General features: G+C 65.8%; 16 protein-coding genes. 14 read left to right on the top strand and 2 right to left on the bottom strand.

The genetic code is table 11. From position 1 onward, the window contains the following. Positions 1-12: 12 nt before the first annotated feature. From P2T57_RS05515 to P2T57_RS05465, 11 genes are all read left to right on the top strand, one after another. The gene (locus tag P2T57_RS05515; protein ID WP_276302085.1) at positions 13-594 is read left to right on the top strand and encodes an acyltransferase; all 582 of its coding nucleotides are present in this window, start codon (positions 13-15) and stop codon (positions 592-594) included. Continuing rightward, positions 591-1679, top strand: coding sequence for a DegT/DnrJ/EryC1/StrS family aminotransferase (locus tag P2T57_RS05510; RefSeq protein ID WP_276301484.1), 1089 nt, complete (start codon positions 591-593; stop codon positions 1677-1679). The genes P2T57_RS05515 and P2T57_RS05510 overlap by 4 nt, the downstream gene beginning before the upstream one ends. Further along, complete coding sequence (locus P2T57_RS05505) at positions 1669-2667, top strand: Gfo/Idh/MocA family protein (RefSeq protein ID WP_276301483.1); 999 nt, start codon at positions 1669-1671, stop codon at positions 2665-2667. The genes P2T57_RS05510 and P2T57_RS05505 overlap by 11 nt, the downstream gene beginning before the upstream one ends. Beyond that, positions 2664-4013 carry a nucleotide sugar dehydrogenase gene (locus tag P2T57_RS05500; RefSeq protein WP_276301482.1) on the top strand — a complete coding sequence of 450 codons (1350 nt, stop codon included), beginning with the start codon at positions 2664-2666 and terminating at the stop codon, positions 4011-4013. Before P2T57_RS05505 ends, P2T57_RS05500 begins: the two co-directional genes overlap by 4 nt. 3 nt (positions 4014-4016) lie before the next feature. Then, the gene (locus P2T57_RS05495; RefSeq protein ID WP_276301481.1) at positions 4017-5288 is read left to right on the top strand and encodes a glycosyltransferase family 2 protein; all 1272 of its coding nucleotides are present in this window, start codon (positions 4017-4019) and stop codon (positions 5286-5288) included. Next, positions 5285-6346 (top strand): non-hydrolyzing UDP-N-acetylglucosamine 2-epimerase, encoded by a 1062-nt coding sequence (wecB, locus tag P2T57_RS05490; protein ID WP_276301480.1) that lies wholly within the window; start codon positions 5285-5287, stop codon positions 6344-6346. Before P2T57_RS05495 ends, wecB begins: the two co-directional genes overlap by 4 nt. Beyond that, positions 6339-7382 carry a polysaccharide deacetylase family protein gene (locus P2T57_RS05485; RefSeq protein WP_276301479.1) on the top strand — a complete coding sequence of 348 codons (1044 nt, stop codon included), beginning with the start codon at positions 6339-6341 and terminating at the stop codon, positions 7380-7382. Before wecB ends, P2T57_RS05485 begins: the two co-directional genes overlap by 8 nt. Then, positions 7379-8467 carry a GNAT family N-acetyltransferase gene (locus P2T57_RS05480; protein ID WP_276301478.1) on the top strand — a complete coding sequence of 363 codons (1089 nt, stop codon included), beginning with the start codon at positions 7379-7381 and terminating at the stop codon, positions 8465-8467. The genes P2T57_RS05485 and P2T57_RS05480 overlap by 4 nt, the downstream gene beginning before the upstream one ends. A 179-nt stretch (positions 8468-8646) precedes the next feature. Then, positions 8647-9699 (top strand): glycosyltransferase, encoded by a 1053-nt coding sequence (locus tag P2T57_RS05475; protein ID WP_276301477.1) that lies wholly within the window; start codon positions 8647-8649, stop codon positions 9697-9699. A 5-nt stretch (positions 9700-9704) separates the two neighbouring features. Continuing rightward, the gene (locus P2T57_RS05470) at positions 9705-11009 is read left to right on the top strand and encodes a DUF354 domain-containing protein (protein ID WP_276301476.1); all 1305 of its coding nucleotides are present in this window, start codon (positions 9705-9707) and stop codon (positions 11007-11009) included. A gap of 75 nt (positions 11010-11084) precedes the next feature. After that, a complete protein-coding gene (locus P2T57_RS05465; protein WP_276301475.1) occupies positions 11085-11249 on the top strand; it encodes a hypothetical protein in 165 nt (54 codons plus the stop codon). Between the two features lie 279 nt (positions 11250-11528). Here the strand turns inward: P2T57_RS05465 and P2T57_RS05460 are convergent, their stop codons facing one another. After that, positions 11529-11696 carry a DUF7331 family protein gene (locus tag P2T57_RS05460; RefSeq protein WP_276301474.1) on the bottom strand — a complete coding sequence of 56 codons (168 nt, stop codon included), beginning with the start codon at positions 11694-11696 and terminating at the stop codon, positions 11529-11531. 105 nt (positions 11697-11801) lie between these two features. After that, a complete protein-coding gene (locus P2T57_RS05455; protein ID WP_276301473.1) occupies positions 11802-11972 on the bottom strand; it encodes a DUF7331 family protein in 171 nt (56 codons plus the stop codon). 394 nt (positions 11973-12366) lie between these two features. Between P2T57_RS05455 and P2T57_RS05450 the strand changes: the two genes are divergently transcribed. The 3 genes from P2T57_RS05450 to P2T57_RS05440 all read left to right on the top strand — a co-directional run bounded on the left by P2T57_RS05450 (position 12367) and on the right by P2T57_RS05440 (position 16403). Further along, entirely contained in the window at positions 12367-14181 is a 1815-nt protein-coding gene (locus P2T57_RS05450; RefSeq protein ID WP_276301472.1) for a hypothetical protein, read from the top strand. Between the two features lie 172 nt (positions 14182-14353). Then, positions 14354-15157: a ParB N-terminal domain-containing protein gene (locus tag P2T57_RS05445; protein WP_276301471.1), complete on the top strand. Its 804-nt coding sequence runs from the start codon at positions 14354-14356 to the stop codon at positions 15155-15157. 136 nt (positions 15158-15293) lie between these two features. Beyond that, a complete protein-coding gene (locus P2T57_RS05440; protein WP_276301470.1) occupies positions 15294-16403 on the top strand; it encodes a Gfo/Idh/MocA family protein in 1110 nt (369 codons plus the stop codon). Positions 16404-16419 lie beyond the last annotated feature (16 nt).

Raw genomic sequence — 16419 nt, 5'->3', positions numbered from 1 at the left:
GCCGACGGCCGAATCGCCCCCCGACTCGGTGACGACTGCAATATCTCCCCCTCTGCGACGGTCGGCCATCGCCATCGCGAGGAGGCCTCTCCGCCGGTAATCGGCGACCGGGCCACCGTCCGTTCCGGGAGTATCGTCTACGCCGACGTTGAAATCGGCGACGACTTCACAACGGGCCACAACGCGCTGGTACGCGAGAATACCGCCATCGGCGACGACGTGGTGGTCGGCACCAACACCGTCATCGACGGGACGACCATCATCGGGTCGCACGTCAGCCTCCAGACGGGCGTCTACGTCCCGACGAACACGGACATCGGCGACGAGGTGTTCGTCGGTCCCAAGGCGGTGTTGACCAACGACGCCTACCCGATTCGCAAGGACTTCGAACTGGACGGCCCGACCCTTGAGGACCACGTGTCTATCGGCGCGAACGCCACGCTCCTCCCCGGCGTGACCGTCGGCGAAGGCTCGTTCGTCGCGGCCGGTGCGGTCGTGACCGAGGACGTGCCCCCCGAGACGCTGGCGGTCGGCGCGCCCGCCGAGTTCCGCTCGCTTCCCGAGGTGCTGGAAGGGGGAAACCGGATAGCATGACCGAGATTCCCATCGCCGACCCCGAGATGGGCGAGCGCGAAATCGAGCGCGTCCGGGAGGTCATGGAGTCGGGACGCATCGCCGACGGTCCCGAGGTCCGGGAGTTCGAAGCCGAGTTCGCAGAGTTCTGCGACGCCGACCGAGGAGTCGCCACGAGCAACGGGACGACGGCCCTCCACACGGCCTTCGAGGCTCTCGGTATCGGACCGGGGGACAAGGTGGTGACGACGCCGTTCTCGTTCGTGGCGAGCGCGAACGCGATTCGACTGGCGGGCGCACAACCGGTCTTCGCCGACATCGACCCCGAGACGTACAACCTCGACCCGGAGGCGGTCGAGGAGGTCGTTCGCCGCGAGGACGACGTGGCCGCCATCATGCCGGTCCACCTCTACGGCCTTCCGGCCGAGATGGACTTCCTGCTGGACATCGCAGACGACTACGACCTCGCTGTCGTGGAGGACGCCGCGCAGGCCCACGGCGCAGAGTTCCGCGACCAGAGAGTCGGGTCGCTCGGGGACGCCGCCTGCTTCTCGATGTACCCGACCAAGAACATGACCACGGGCGAGGGCGGGATGATAACTACCGACCGCGACGACGTGGCCGAGGCCGCCGAGAGCTTCGTCAACCACGGTCGGCCACCCGAAGGTGGCTATAAGCACGTCAGAGTTGGCCACAACTTCCGGATGACCTCGCTGTCGGCCGCCATCGGTCGCATCCAACTCGACCGCCTGCCCGACTACAACCGCACCCGGCGGTCGAACGCGGCCTACCTGACCGACGCGCTGGCCGACGCCGACGTGGTGACGCCCACAGAACCCGACGAGTGTCGCCACGTCTACCACCAGTACACGATTCGGGCCGACGACCGGGCGGGACTGGCAGACCACCTCGAAGACCGGGGCGTCGGCACCGGGGTCTACTACCCGACGCCGATTCACGAGCAGTCGGCCTACGACGGGGTGGACCACTCCGCGCCGGTCGCCGAGCGGTCCGCCGAGCAGGCGCTCTCGCTCCCGATTCATCCGAACGTCTCCGAACAGGACCTTCGAACCATCGCTTCCGCTATCATCGAGTATGAGTGCTGAATTTCCCGATTCGACGAACGCTGGCGTCATCGGCGTCGGCAGTATGGGTCGCCATCACGCGCGAGTCTACAGCGAACTCCCCGACGTGAATCTCGTCGGCGTCTACGACGTGGACGACCAACAGGCCCGAGAGGTCGCCGAGGACCACGGGAGTCGCGCGATGAACTTAGAGGCGCTGACCCACGCGGCGGACGTAGCCTCGATTGCGGTGCCGACCCAGTTCCACGCCGACATGGCCCGCCAGTGCATCGACCGAGGAGTGGACGTGCTGGTCGAGAAGCCATTCGTGGACGACCCCGAGGTGGGTCGGGACTTGCTGGAACGGGCCGACGAGCAGGGCGTGACGATTCAGGTCGGCCACGTCGAGCGGTTCAACCCGGCGATTCGGACGCTGGCGGACATCGTGGCCGACTTAGACGTTATCGCCATCGACGCCCAGCGACTCGGGCCGCCGCCGGAGGGCCGGCAGGTGGACGAGAGCGCGGTGCTGGACCTGATGATTCACGACATCGACGTGGTGCTGGCGACGATGGGTGAGGAACCGGAAGCAATCACGGCCCACGGTATCAAGAACAACCAGTACGCCACTGCCGACCTCGAATTCGGCGACGGGACCGTGGCCTCGCTGACCGCCAGCAGGGTGACCCAACAGCGAGTTCGGAAACTCTCCATCACCGCCGAGGAGTGCCGGGTCAACGTCGATTACATCGACCGGTCGGTCGAGATTCACCGCCACTCGCTCCCCGAGTACATCGAGGACAACGGCGACGTGCGCTACCGCCACGAGTCCATCGTGGAACGGCCGACCGTCCAGACCGGCGAACCGCTGAAGAATGAGTTGGAGGCGTTCGTCTCGGCGGCGACCGGCGAGGGCGACGCCGTGGTCTCGGGCGAGGACGGCCTGCGGGTCCTCGAAGTCGCGCGGGAAGTAGACCGCATCGCGGGCGAGGAGACAACCGAGAAGCAAGCCGAGGTGAGTCCCCGGTGAGTCTGCAGGAAATCGCACACCTCTACGACAGCGACGCACCGACCGCCGACCAGCGCGAGGCCTTCCGGGCCGGACAGGTCCCGGTCGCGGTGTACGGTCTCGGCAAGATGGGCCTGCCACTCGCGGCGGTGTACGCCGACGTATCGGGCAACGTCGTCGGTGCGGACGTGGATTCGGCGGTGGTCGAATCGGTCAACGCCGGGGAGTGCCACGTCAAGCGCGAACCCGGACTTCCCGAACTCGTGGCTGAGACGGTCGAATCCGGCGCGTTCGAGGCCACCGACGACCCCGCCGAGGCCGCCAGCGACGCCGCGGTCCACGTCGTCATCGTGCCGACGCCCATCACCGACGACCACGAGGCCGACCTCTCTATCCTGAAGTCGGTCGCGGCGGACATCGGGTCGGGCCTCGACCCCGGTGACCTCGTGGTCGTGGAGTGTACCGTTCCGCCCAGAACCTGCGAGGACGTGCTGAACCCTCTCCTCGCGGACGCCGCGGACCACGACGAGTTCGGCTTGGCGTTCTGCCCCGAACGGACCTCCAGCGGGCGGGCGCTCGAAGACATCCGAGGAGCCTACCCCAAAGTCGTCGGCGGCGTGGACGACGAGGCCACCCGAGTCGCCGAACTGGTCTACGGCGAGATTACCGACAACGAGGTCTTGGCGGTCTCTGACGCCACGACAGCAGAGGCCGTCAAAGTGTTCGAAGGCTTGTATCGGGACGTGAACATCGCGCTGGCCAACGAGTTGGCCACGCTGACCGACGAGATGGGCGTGGACGTGAACGAGGCCATCGAGACGGCCAACACCCAACCGTTCTGCGACATCCACACGCCGGGGGTCGGCGTCGGGGGCCACTGCATCCCCTACTACCCCTACTTCGTCATCAACGGCTTCGACACCGACTCGCCCCTGCTTGAAACCGCCCGCGAGGTCAACGACTCGATGCCCCACTTCGCGGTCGAGACCCTGACCCGCGAACTCGACGCCGAGGGGACGGACCCCGACGACGCGACGATAGCGATTCTGGGTCTAACCTATCGGCCGGGCGTCGAGGAGACTCGGGCCTCGCCCGCCGGACCCATCGCCGAGGACCTCACTAATCTCGGCGCAGAGGTGCTGGCAGTGGACCCCATGCTGGACGACGCCGAGGGGTTCGACGCCGAATTGGTATCGCAAGATGCGGTTTACGACCGGGAACTCGACGCGGTGGTGCTGGTGACGCCCCACACCGAGTTCGAGGCGTTCGCGTGGGACCGCTTCGACCGACTCGTGGTCGTTGACGGCAGACAGAGCCTCGACTTGGCCGATTCAGACCACCGCGTCTACACCATCGGGAGCGGGTGACCCATGTACCGAGAGAACACCGTCGCCGTCGTGATTCCCGCCTACGACGAGGCCGGTTTCGTCGGCGAGGTAATCGACACGATTCCGGAGTTCGTGGACCGCATCTACCCGGTAGACGACTGCTCGACCGACGGGACGTGGGACGAGATTCGGGCTTGCGCCCGGCGAGTCAACGAGCGGGCCGAGTCGTCGGGGGCGTTCGCGGACGGTTCCGGGGCGCTTCTGTCGCCCGACGACGCCGAACCGTCGGAAGCCGACGATTCGGCCGATTCCGGCGAACCGGAATCGGCCGCAGGCGACTCGTCGCCCGGCGCTCGGGTCGTCCCGCTCCGCCACGACGAGAACCGGGGCGTCGGCGCGGCCATCAAGACCGGCTACCGGCGCGCCCGCGCCGACGGCATCGACGCCGTGGCGGTGATGGCCGGCGACGGCCAGATGGACCCCGACCAGTTGAGTCGCCTCCTCGACCCGGTGGTCTCCGGCCGGGCCGACTACGCGAAGGGCGACCGGCTCGCCACCGACGAGTACACCGCGGAGATGTCGAACTGGCGGCTGTTCGGCAACGCGCTGTTGACTCTGCTGACTCGGACCGCCAGCGGCTACTGGCGGATGTCCGACCCCCAGAACGGCTACACCGTGGTCTCGGGCGAGGCGCTGGACCGCCTCGACTTGGACTCGATGTTCGACGACTACGGCTTCGCCAACGCGATGCTGGTCCACCTCAACGTCGCCGACATGCGGGTCGCCGACGTGCCGATGCCCGCCCAGTACGGCGACGAGGACAGCGGCATCCGTTACTCCACCTTCGTCCCGCAACTCTCGGGCCTGCTCGCCAAGGGGTTCGCGTGGCGACTCGCCGAGGAGCATCTCGGACGAGAGCGCCGGGGCTTCCCGGCGCTGTACCTCGTCGGCGCAGTCGGGACGGTGGCCGGCGTGTACGCCACCGTTCGTGACGGGTTCTCCTCGGTCGGCGAGGACGACGCGGACTCAGAGAGCGACCCGCTACAAGGAAATACAGCGCATCGTGAAGGAATTAATTATAATGCCGAAGAAACTCAAAACAAAGGCCAAGCAACGATGAATACTGCTCGAACCGAGCGCCCGCGAGGGCGCGGTCCCCTGACGACGCTGGTCGGACTGACGGCGACGACGCTGGCGGCGGTGTTCGACGCCGCCGAGAACGAACCCCTCCACGTGTCGGTCGAATCCGACGAGGGCCTCGGCGGCGAGGCCCCCGATGGCTCCGACAGCGACGAGGAGGTGGGCGACCGATGAAGGTCCTGACGGTGGTCGGCGCGCGGCCCCAGTTCATCAAGGCCGCGGCCGTCTCGCGGGAGTTACGCCGGAACCACGACGAGGTGCTGGTTCACACCGGCCAGCACTACGACGAGGAGATGTCCGACGTGTTCTTCGAGGAACTCGGGATTCCGGAACCCGACGACAACCTCGCGGTCGGGTCCGACAGTCACGGTGCCCAGACCGCCGAGATGCTGGCCGGACTCGAAGAGCGCATCGAAGCCGAATCCCCCGACGCCGTGCTGGTCTACGGCGACACCAACTCGACACTCGCGGCCGCCGTCGCGGCGTCGAAGATGGACACCAAGATTGCGCACGTCGAGGCCGGTCTCCGGAGCTACAACCGCGAGATGCCCGAGGAAATCAACCGGGTCCTCACCGACCACGCCGCCGACCTGCTGTTCGCCCCCTCCCGGCGCGCGGTCGAAAATCTGCGCGAGGAGTCCGTGCAGGGCGCGGTCCACAACACCGGCGACGTGATGTACGACGCCGTGCTGTGGGCGCGCGACCGGGCAGAGGACCACGCCGAGATTCTGGACGAGTTGGACCTCGAACCCGGCGAGTACGTGCTGGCGACGGTCCACCGCGCGGGCAACACCGACGACCCCGACAGACTCGCGGGCATCCTCGACGCGCTGGCCGACGACCCCCGAGAGGTCGTCCTCCCGGCCCACCCGCGGACCATAAACTGCATGGAGCGATATGGAATCCGCGACGACGCCGACCAGAAGCTGACGCTCATCGACCCCGCGGGCTACCTCGATTTCGTCCGCCTACAGGACTGTGCGGACGTGGTGGCCACCGACTCGGGCGGCGTCCAGAAGGAGGCCTTCTTCCTCGACACCCCCTGCGTGACGATGCGCGACGAGACCGAGTGGCGCGAGACGGTCGAAGCCGGGTGGAACACGCTGGTCGGCGCGGACGGCGAGGCTATCCGGCGCGCGCTGGCCACCGCTGACCCGCCCGCAGAGAAGCCCCGGCCCTACGGCGACGGCGACGCCGCGGCGACTGTCACCCGCCTACTGGACGATGCCTGAGCGAGAGCCGAATCAGTCGAATTCGAAGGTTGCAGGTCGCCCCTCTGCAGTCGCGGACTCGGAGTTCGCCCTCCTGCTGACCCACGACGTCGACCGGCCCTACAAGTCGGTCCAATCGGTGTACCACGCCATCGAACACCGCGATTTGGGCCAACTGCGGGCGCTCCGACCCGACGTGAACCCGTGGTGGACCTTCGACGACATTATCGAACTCGAGGAGTCGCTGGGCGTCCGGTCGGCGTTCTACTTCCTCCGGGAGAAACACCTCCTCGAACGCCCGCCGAGCGACTGGCTGAATCCCTTCTACTGGGTCGAACACGTCGGCCGGTACGGCCTCGAAACCCCGGAGATGCTGGATTTGTTGGACCGCCTGCAGGAGGGCGGGTGGGAGGTCGGTCTCCACGGTTCCTACGACTCCTACGACGACGCCGAGCGCCTCGAAACCGAGAAGACGATGCTGGAGTTGGCCCTCGGCGAGTCGGTGACGGGGGGTCGCCAGCACCACCTCAACCGGAGTCCCGAGACGTGGGACCACCACCGCGACATCGGCCTCAAATACGACGCCAGCCCCGGTTCCAGCGAGACGTTCGGCTTCGACCACGGCTACCTCCCGTTCCGGCCCTTCGGCGACGAGTTCGTGGTCTTCCCCCTGACGGTGATGGAGTGCGCGCTCCCGGACCCCGGAGACGACTTCAACGCGGCGTGGGCCGAGTGCGAGGCCCTGCTCGCCGAGGCCGCCGAGAACGACGCCGTGATGTCGGCGCTCTGGCACCCGCGACTGTTCGAGCAGACCGACTTCCCCGGCTACCGGCGACTCTACCGCCAGCTAATCGAGCGGGCCTTGGAGATGGGCGCGTGGGTCGGCGCACCCGCCGACTACTACGCGATGATGGACCATCCCGGCGAGAGCGCGGCCGAGGAGGGCGACGAGTCGGAGTTAGCCGAAACCGGGAACGACGACAGGAGTCGCCTACGACCCCGACAGGCGGGGGATAACAAAGTGAAAACCGGCCTGAACACCGAGCCAACAGGATGAGAGTCGAGCAACTCGAACTGTCGGAGTGGGAGTCGGCACTGCCGAGCGATGGATTCGAAGTGTTTCACCGACCGGAGGCGCTGGAGGTGGTCGCGGACCACACCGACGCCGAGATGAAACTGTTCGGCGGGTTCAAGGGCCAACAGCCGATTGCTCTGCTTCCGGTCTTCGTCCAGCAGAAGTCGGTCGGGACCGCGGTCACCTCGCCCCCGCCGAGTTTGGGCATCCCCCGACTCGGGCCGATTCTGATGCCGACCAGTCCCAAGCGTCGCAAGCAGGAGAAGGTCAACAACGAGTTCACCGAGAAGGTCCTCCAGCAGGTCGGCACCGACCTCGATTTGGACCGACGACTCGCTGAGGTCGGCGTTGAGTCGCCGATGGCCGAAAAGGTGGTAAACCGCCTCGACGTGGACTCGCGGCTGACCCTCTTTCGGATGGAGTGCAACGCGGCCTACGGCGACCCCCGGCCCTACTCGTGGGGGAACCTACAGGTCGAACCGAACTTCACCTACTTCCTCGACTTGGCGGGCAGGGACACCGAGGAGGTCCGAAAGTCCTTCTCCAAGAGCCTCCGGCGGGAAATCGGCGACGCCGAGGACTTAGATGTCACTGTCGAGACCGAGGGGCTATCGGGTGCCCGCGAAATCTACCGGGCCACCCAGCGCCGGTTCGCCGAGCAGGACGAACCCTTCGGCCTGACGTGGGAGTACGTTCGGGACCTGTTCGAGGCCCTCGCCGAGGAGGACCGCGCTCGGGCCTACGTCGCCCGAGATTCTGAGGGTGAGTACCTCTCGGGTATCACCGCGCTCTACTCGAACGACCACGCCTACTTCTGGCAGGGCGGCGCGAAGGCAATCTACGAGGGCACCGCGGTCAACAGCCTCATCCACTGGCGACTCATCGAGGACATCGTGGACGACCCGCCGGTCGAGTCGGTCACGAAGTACGACCTGATGGGCGCGAACACCGAGCGCCTCTGTCGGTACAAGGCGAAGTTCGGCGCTGACCTCGTGCCCTACTACGTGGTCGAATCCCCCGGCGCGGCGATGAACGTGGCCAAACGGGCCTACAAACTGGTCCAGTAGCCGCCCGCCGAAAAGATTCCGCGATTGAACTGTTTTCTCGAATTTACGCGGCTTAACGAGTAGCCAGCCGGACCGTTCCGCGCCGTGTCGCTGTTTTGCCGGTTCAACCGGCCAATTACAAAGACCGAACCCGACGACAGTAGCCGATGGAGCGGTCCGACACGGACCGCGCGAGAGAAATGAAGGTTCTGAGCTTGACAGCTAACACGCCGGGTTTCTACCGGCGGGAGACTGCCGCACTCGCCGACCTCGGTATCGAGCGCACGACGCTGGAGGTTCCGGGAAATCCCGACGAGGGCCGGTCGGTCGCCGACTACCTCCGGTTCGTCCCCGAGGCCATCCGAGAGGCCACCGAGGAGTACGACCTCGTTCACGCAAACTACGGACTGACCGCGCCAATGGCGCTGGCCCAGAGAGAACTTCCCGTGGTCGTCTCGCTGTGGGGGTCGGACCTGCTGGGGGAGTTCGGGTGGCTCTCGAAGGCCTGCGCCCGGTGGGCCGACGAGGTGGTCGTGATGTCCGCGGAGATGGACGCACAAGTCGGCGTGGAGAGCCACGTGGTTCCCCACGGCGTGAACGCCGAGCAGTTCCGACCGGCCTCGAAGTGCGAGGCCCGCGAGGAGGTCGGATGGACCGACGACGCCCGCCACGTCCTGTTTCCCTACGCGCCGGACAGGAGCCTCAAGGACTTCCCGCGGGCCGGTCGGGTAGTCGAATCGGCCCGCGAGCGAGTCGAGAGTCCGGTGGAACTCCACCCGCTCGGCGGCGTGGACCACGACCGGATTCCGACGTACATGAACGCCGCCGACGTCCTCCTGCTGACCTCGCGCCGGGAAGGACTGCCCAACTCGGTCAAGGAGGCGATGTGCTGTAACCTGCCGGTCGTGGCGACCGACGTGGGCGACGTGGCCGAGTGCCTTCGGGGGGTCTCGCCCTCGGCACTCTGCGAGACCGACGCGGAACTCGCCGGTGCGCTGGGAGACGTGCTGGCCGACCCTCGGCGGTCGAACGGCCGGGAGGAGATTTCGGACTTGCGGGTCGAGCGAGTGGCCGAGCGCCTCGGCGGGGTGTACGACGACGCCCTCGGACGTGAGTCCGGACTCGGCCTCGGCACCGGTCCAGACCGCGAATCCGGGGAGAACGCCGGTCGAACTCACGGCGACGCGACGGCGGACTCCGACACGCAGACGGAATCCGGCGGGAACCGAGAGCGCCCGCCGGCGCGCCGATAGCCCGCGTGGATTCGGACGCCGCCGCAGTAGCACGGACGCCCCTCACGGCGACGAGACACAACGAGGAGGCCCGAGAAGCCAATGGACACACCAATCGACGCGACGACCGAGACAGACGTATCGATGCGACGAGTGACGACGCCGACGAGAGCGGCGCGGCCGGTAGCGAGTCGAACGAGACCGGCCAGTGCTGTCAGGGGTGGCAGGCAGTGAACGTCGTCGTCACCATCCAACACCCCGCGCACGTCCACTTCTTCCGGCCGATAATCCGCGAACTCCGGGCGCGGGGCGACGAGGTTCGGGTGTTCGCCCGCGAGAAGGACGTGGCGCTCGACCTGCTCGACCACTACGGCCTCGACTACACCGTGCTGGCGGGCAAGCCGGACTCGCTCGGAGGACTGGCCCGCGTGCAGGCAACCTACGAGTATCGGCTCTGGCAGGCCGTCAGACGCTTCAACCCCGACGTGATGACCGCCATCGGCGGGACCGCGGTGGCCCACGTCTCGACACTGGTCGGGGCCGAGAGCGTGATTTGGCTGGACAACGAGGGAATTTTGGCCCACAAACTGACGACGCCCTTCGCCGACGTGGTGGCGACTCCGCGGCGCTTCCGGGACGACTTCGGCGCGGGCCACGTCCGCTACGACGGCTTTCAGGAACTGGCGTACCTCCACCCCGACCGGTTCGAGGCCGACGAGGAGGGACTCCGGAATCACGGCATCGACCCCGACGAGGACTACGCGGTGGTCCGGTTCCGGGAGTGGTCGGCGCTCCACGACGTGGGCGAGGCCGGATTCTCGGGCGCGGACAAGCGACGGTTGGTCGAGGCGCTCGACGACCACGGCGACGTGTACGTGGTCAGCGAGTCCCGACTCCCCGAGTCCTTCCGGGACAACCGCCTGCCGGTGCCGCCCCACCTCGTCCACGACCTGCTCTCGGAGGCCGACCTCTACGTCGGCGACTCGGCCACGATGTCCACGGAGGCCGCCCTGCTGGGCACGCCCGCGGTCCGATGCCAGTCGTTCGCCGACGGCGAGGACATGTCGAACTTCGTGGAACTGGGCGAGGAGGGCCTGCTCTACTCGACGGCCGACGGCGAGCAGGCGGTCCAGATGGCGACCACGCTGGCCCGCGACGACCCCGAGGACGACTGGGAGCGCCGCCAGAACCGCCTGCTGGAGACCAAAATCGACGTGGTTCCGTTCGCCATCGGTCTCCTCGTCCGCGAGGGCGGCGGGGACGGCGAACCGCCGAGCGAGCGCCCCGAGGTGCCCGAGACCGCCGATAGCGCGGTCAGCGCGATGGACTGAGACCGCGCCGGTTTCTGCCTCGGTCGCGTCGCTCTCGGCGGGCGGTTTATCTTCCCGCGTGACCGAGTATCGGGTATGTCCTCAGCGACGCACCAGTGTACCTGCGGCGCGGTCCTGCGGTTCAAGCAGGACCTCGAAAAAGAGCAGGGCCACACGACCCGGACGTGGAAGTGCCGGGACTGCGGGACGCCGGTCCCCGGACAGGTCGCCGAGCGAATCAAGCACCAGCATCCGTCCTGAACTCGACACCCGCGGGCGTCGAGTTCAGGACCCGCGGTCTGCGGTTGGGGCAACTTCTGGCGTCGGGGTCAGGACCCGCAGTCTGTGGTCGAGACGGGGCGACTACCATGTGCTTCGCTCGGTGAGACAGGCCAACTCCTTGGCGTCTGCGTTCGCTTCGCTCGCGGTTCCACCACTCGCCAGTCGCGGCGCGGAGCGCCGCGCACCCCTCACGTGACCGCGAACCGCGCGAGGGCTTTCGAGGAGATTGCGGTCTCAACTGCTCTTGTGGTTCCGAAATCAGGCCATCGCTTCGATCTCGACCGCCGCGTCGGACTTGAGCCACGCGGCGTTGTTCGTGGTGTCGTAGACGACGACTTCGCCAGCACCGTCGCTGAACGCGCCGTAGCGTTCGGTTTCGGGTTCCTCCTCGTCGCGGTTGTTCTCGCTGTCGTATTTCTCAGTCATCTGTTCGAGTTCTCGATTACGGTCGGTAATCGGGTTTCTATCGGTAACTTACCGCCGTAGCTTGATAAGTGTTATCGGGGGTCCCGTAGGGCAGTGACGAGGCGGCTACGTCCGCGAGGACGGCGAGACGGTATCGTCGGACTCAATCCACGCTCGCGGATTCTCGCTGTCGAAGACCACGACGGTTCCGGAGTCGGTCTCATAAGCCTCGTAGCGGTCACCACAGCGGTGTCTCGATACGTCCCGATTGTTTCTGGTCTCGTACTTACCAACCATATTTACTCAATTCCGAGTTGTGATTTCGGTCTGTTGGCTGTTCGTCCCCACGTGCTAATGAAGGTGGCGGCTATCGCAAAGTTGGCCGGCGACGAATCGCTGGTTTTCGAACCAACCACGGTGTATTAGAATCAACGACCTATCTTTAAGATATATTATTCCGTTCTTTAGACAACTACTCATTCCTTTATTTACTCTCGGCGTTCTCGCCTGCCTCGCCGAGGACCCTCCCGCGCGACACGGCGAGCGGGTTCCCCACGTGACCTCTGCCAGCGACGGTCGCCGAGGACGCCATCGACAGGCCCTACGGCGTTTCAGGCGGCCCATAACAAAGCCCAGAGACGGGGACGTTTGGAGGTAGCTACGCGTCCGACCGGGCGCGGTCTGATTACACATGGCTTCGGACACTCACGACTCCCGGAGATGGGAGAAAGGCGCACTCCTCGTCGGTTTTGTGTCGCTCGCTGTGGCGGTCCTCGTCGCGCACGGGTCGCCGCCAGAGACCTACGAACTGTCGATTTACGCTGAAACGCCGCTGGCGTTCTGGCTCGGCGCGGGGACGGCCCTGCTGGTCGGCGTGTTCGTCGGCCTCCGAGGAGCAGGCCGACCGCGGAAACTCGCGCTGGCGCTGGGCGGCCTCTCTGCGCTCGCCATCGCGTCGGTTCCGGTCCTGCGGTCGTACTACTTCTTCGGCGCTGGCGACTCGCTGACCCACCTCGGGTGGGCCAAGGACATCGCGTCGGGCCGGATGGGGGTCCTCGACCTGCTCTACCCCGGCACCCACACCATCGCCATCTTCCTCTCGGACGCGACCGGGATGGCGCTGAACCGCGCAATCTTGGTCATGATTATGGCGTTCAGCGCGGTGTTCCTCGTGTTCCTCCCGCTGGCGACGTGGACGATGACCCACAGCAGACTCGCCTCGGCCACCGCGGCGCTGTCTGGCTTTCTCCTCTTGCCCATCACCAACATCAGCGTCTACCAGATGGCTCACCCGACTTCGCAGGCCATCCTCTTTCTCCCGCTGGTGGTCTTCCTGCTGGCGCGATACCTCGTGGAGGCAGACCGGGACGAACTGCTGGTCGGAACCCCGACAGGCGTCCTGATGGCGGTGGCGTCGGCCGCAATCGTGTTGATTCACCCCCAACAGGCGCTCAACGTCGTGTTCGTCTTCGTCTCGATTCTGGGCCTGCAGGTGATAGCGAAGTGGTGGGGCACCCGCGAAGGCGACCACCCCCTGCTGGCGCTCCAGACGCTGTTCATCGGCGGCGCGTTCTTGGTGTGGGCACCCCGCCACGAGCGAGCGTCCGGGGCGGCCTCGGCCCTCCTCAACATGATTCTGAACGGCCCGCAGGTCGGCGGGACGGTGACTCAGCGAGCGGTCTCGCTGTCGTCCATCGGCGGGTCGGTCCCGATACTGTTCGTCAAACTGTTCCTCGTCGCCACCGTGTTCTGCGGACTGGCGGGCCTGCTGATTCTGACTGGCTTCCTCGGCAGAATCGAGGACTCGCCGGACGTGTCGGCGTTCGTGCGCTACCTCGGAATCGGATTGGTCCCCATCGGCACGCTGTTCACCGCCTACTTCGTGGTTAGCTACGAGAAGCTTCACTTCCGCCAACTGGGCTTCATGCTCGTGCTCATCACGATTCTCGGCGCAATCGCGCTCTCGAAGGGCGTCGAGCGCCTCTCGACGCGGTACTCGTCGGGAAGCGCCCGGACCGCGCTCGGCGTCGTGATGGTGGTAATGCTGGCGCTGTCGGTGCCCAGCCTCTACCAGTCGCCGTACATGTACCAGACTTCCAGCCACGTCACCGAGGCCCAGATGAACGGGTTCGAGACCGCAATCGAGTACAAGGGTTCGGCCCCCCTCATCGGCATCCGGGGGTCGGGCGAACGCTGGTCCGACGCGGTGCTGGGCTATCAGGAGAGCAGAGAACGCAAGATGGCGGTCGGGAGTCTCTACGCCAACGAGAAACATCCCGCAGTGGACGAGAACTTCACCGGGGAGTACATCGCCCGCCACTACGAGGACCGGTATCTCGCGTACACCGACCGGGCCAAGCAACAGGACTTGCAGGTGTACGATGGCTTCCGGTTCGACCGCGACGGCTTCCGGTCGCTCGACTCGACGCCCGGCCTCTCGCGGGTCGAGACCAACGGCGGCGTGCAGGTCTACCTGACCGCCAGCGAGACGAACAGCACGGCGTAGCCTGCGCTTCGACTCCGCGATACCTCTTTTTCAGTCTATCAGGCTCCCGTTGGACCGATTCGTCCTCGGGAACGACGAGCCTTCTGCTGTGGCGACTCACGGTAGGCCCACCGAGAGTTACGTAAACGGGGTATAACAATGTAGAGCGTGGTGCTACTCCGAGGTGACGAATATGAATCGGAGAGTCCACTCTCTGGCAGAACTCGTGAAGGGGACGGGGCGAAATCTGATGGAGAACTCGGAGTACGGCGACGCGATTCAGCGAGGGTGGAGCCTCTACATGCGGTCTCACCTGCGAGCCACCCAGTTCCGGAAGGCGACGCTGAACTGGCGAGGAGCGCCCATCGACCCCTACGAGATTACGTGGGTCAGTCCCGACCGCATCGAGTACGTCACCGCCGAGAGTCTGCCCAAGGCCCAGTTCAAGCACGCGGGCGACGTGCTGGGCGGCGACTGGGACCTCCTCGAAACTCGATTCGAGGACACCGACATCTACGAGGCCTTCGCGGCCCACTTCGAGGAGGGCGTCCCGTGGAGTGAAACCGACTTCTTCGACCGAATCACCACCCAGATTCGGAACGGGCGGACCCGGTGGGACTGCGGTTCGATACGCGAGTTCGAACAGCGGTGCCGGCGGTTGGACAGCCTCTACGAGAAGATTCGGGAGAACGGCTACCGGTCCCAGCGCGAGTTGGCCGAGAAGAACGTCGCCAACCCCATCGAGAACAGCCAGTATCCGGTTCCCGAGCGGTTCCTGCTCGACGAGATAACCGTCAACGTCGGTCGGGATGGTGACCTGCTGTTCTACGACGGCCGGAATCGCCTGTCGCTTGCGAAGGTGCTAGGCGTCGAGGAGGTCCCGGTCTGGATTCTGGCGCGCCACCAAAAGTGGCAGGCCACCAGAGACGAGGTGGCCGAAAACGGGTTCGGGAACGTGGACGTGCGCCACGAACACCCCGACCTGCGGGACCTCTGAAGGCGCTTTCTCGGCTACAATCACGGCCTGACGCGACCGAAAAATTCCTCTGGGGCCTCGTACGCTCGATTCTCGCGCTCCGGAGCGTTTTCATACGGTACATAACAATACATAGCGGACAAATATTATAGGTCGCATGGCGCTGGAATCCGCAGTCATCGGCGCAGGAAACGTATCTGACCGGCACCTTTCGGGCCTCCAGAAGTGTCCGGAGACCGAACTGGTGGCGGTGTGCGACCTCGACGAGGAGAGAGCGAAGACGACCGCCGACGAGTACGGTATCCGGGCGTACTTCGACGTGGAATCGCTCATCGACGCCGAGGACCTCGACTGGCTTCACATCTGCACGCCGGTCCAGTCTCACTTCCCGCTGGCCAAGCAGGCCATCGAGGCGGGCATCCCGGTGATGATAGAGAAGCCAATCACCGAGACAGTCGAGGAGTTCGAGGAGCTACGGGCCGCGGCCGACGAACACGACGTGCCCGTCTCGGTGATGCACAACCACCGGTTCACCCCGGCGATGCGGACAGCGATGGAGCGCGTCGAGTCGGGCGAACTCGGCGAACTCTGGGGCATCGACCTCGTTCACACCGGCGACACCCTGCCCGACGACGCCAACCGCGGCGAGTGGGCCTTCGACCTGCCCGGCGGCGAGTTCGAGGAGGGCCTGCCCCATCCCATCTATCTGGCGCTCAGCGCGGGCGGATTCCCGAAGGACCGCGAGTCGGTCAAGGCGACCACCAATCTCTCGGGCGAGTACGACTACGATTTCACCTACGACAGCGCCCAACTCCAGTACACCACCGACGAGGGCGTGCTGTGTAACGTCAAACTCATCTCGGGGTCCATCCCCCAGCGACAACTCATGCTCCACGGCGAGAAGAAGTCGCTGACGGTCGATTTGGTCTCTCAGAGCGTGGTCGAACTCGACAAGCACTACGTGTCCTCGTCGGTCACGCGCGTCCAGAACACGGTGGACAAGGTGGTCGGCCACGTCCGCGGGTCGGTCGATAACGTCCTGAAGGTCGCAAAGAGCAAGCGCGACGAGAGTTGGGAGACCGAAAAGAGCCTCAAACCCCACTACTACCAAATCGACGCCGAAGCAAAGGCGCTGGCTCACGGCGGCGAGATGCCCGTCCCGATGGAGGAGGGCAAGTGGACGATTGCTTTAATCAACGAGATTCGTGCCGAAGCGGATCGAGAGATGGTCGAGAGTCGTCCCTCGGTCGCCGCCACCGACGACTGAGCGCGTCGCTTTTCGC

Source organism: Halorussus lipolyticus, assembly GCF_029338375.1.
Classification (GTDB): Archaea; Halobacteriota; Halobacteria; order Halobacteriales; family Haladaptataceae; genus Halorussus; species Halorussus lipolyticus.
The sequence above is the reverse complement of the archived record's forward strand: the minus strand, read 5'-3'. Positions and strand labels throughout refer to the sequence as shown.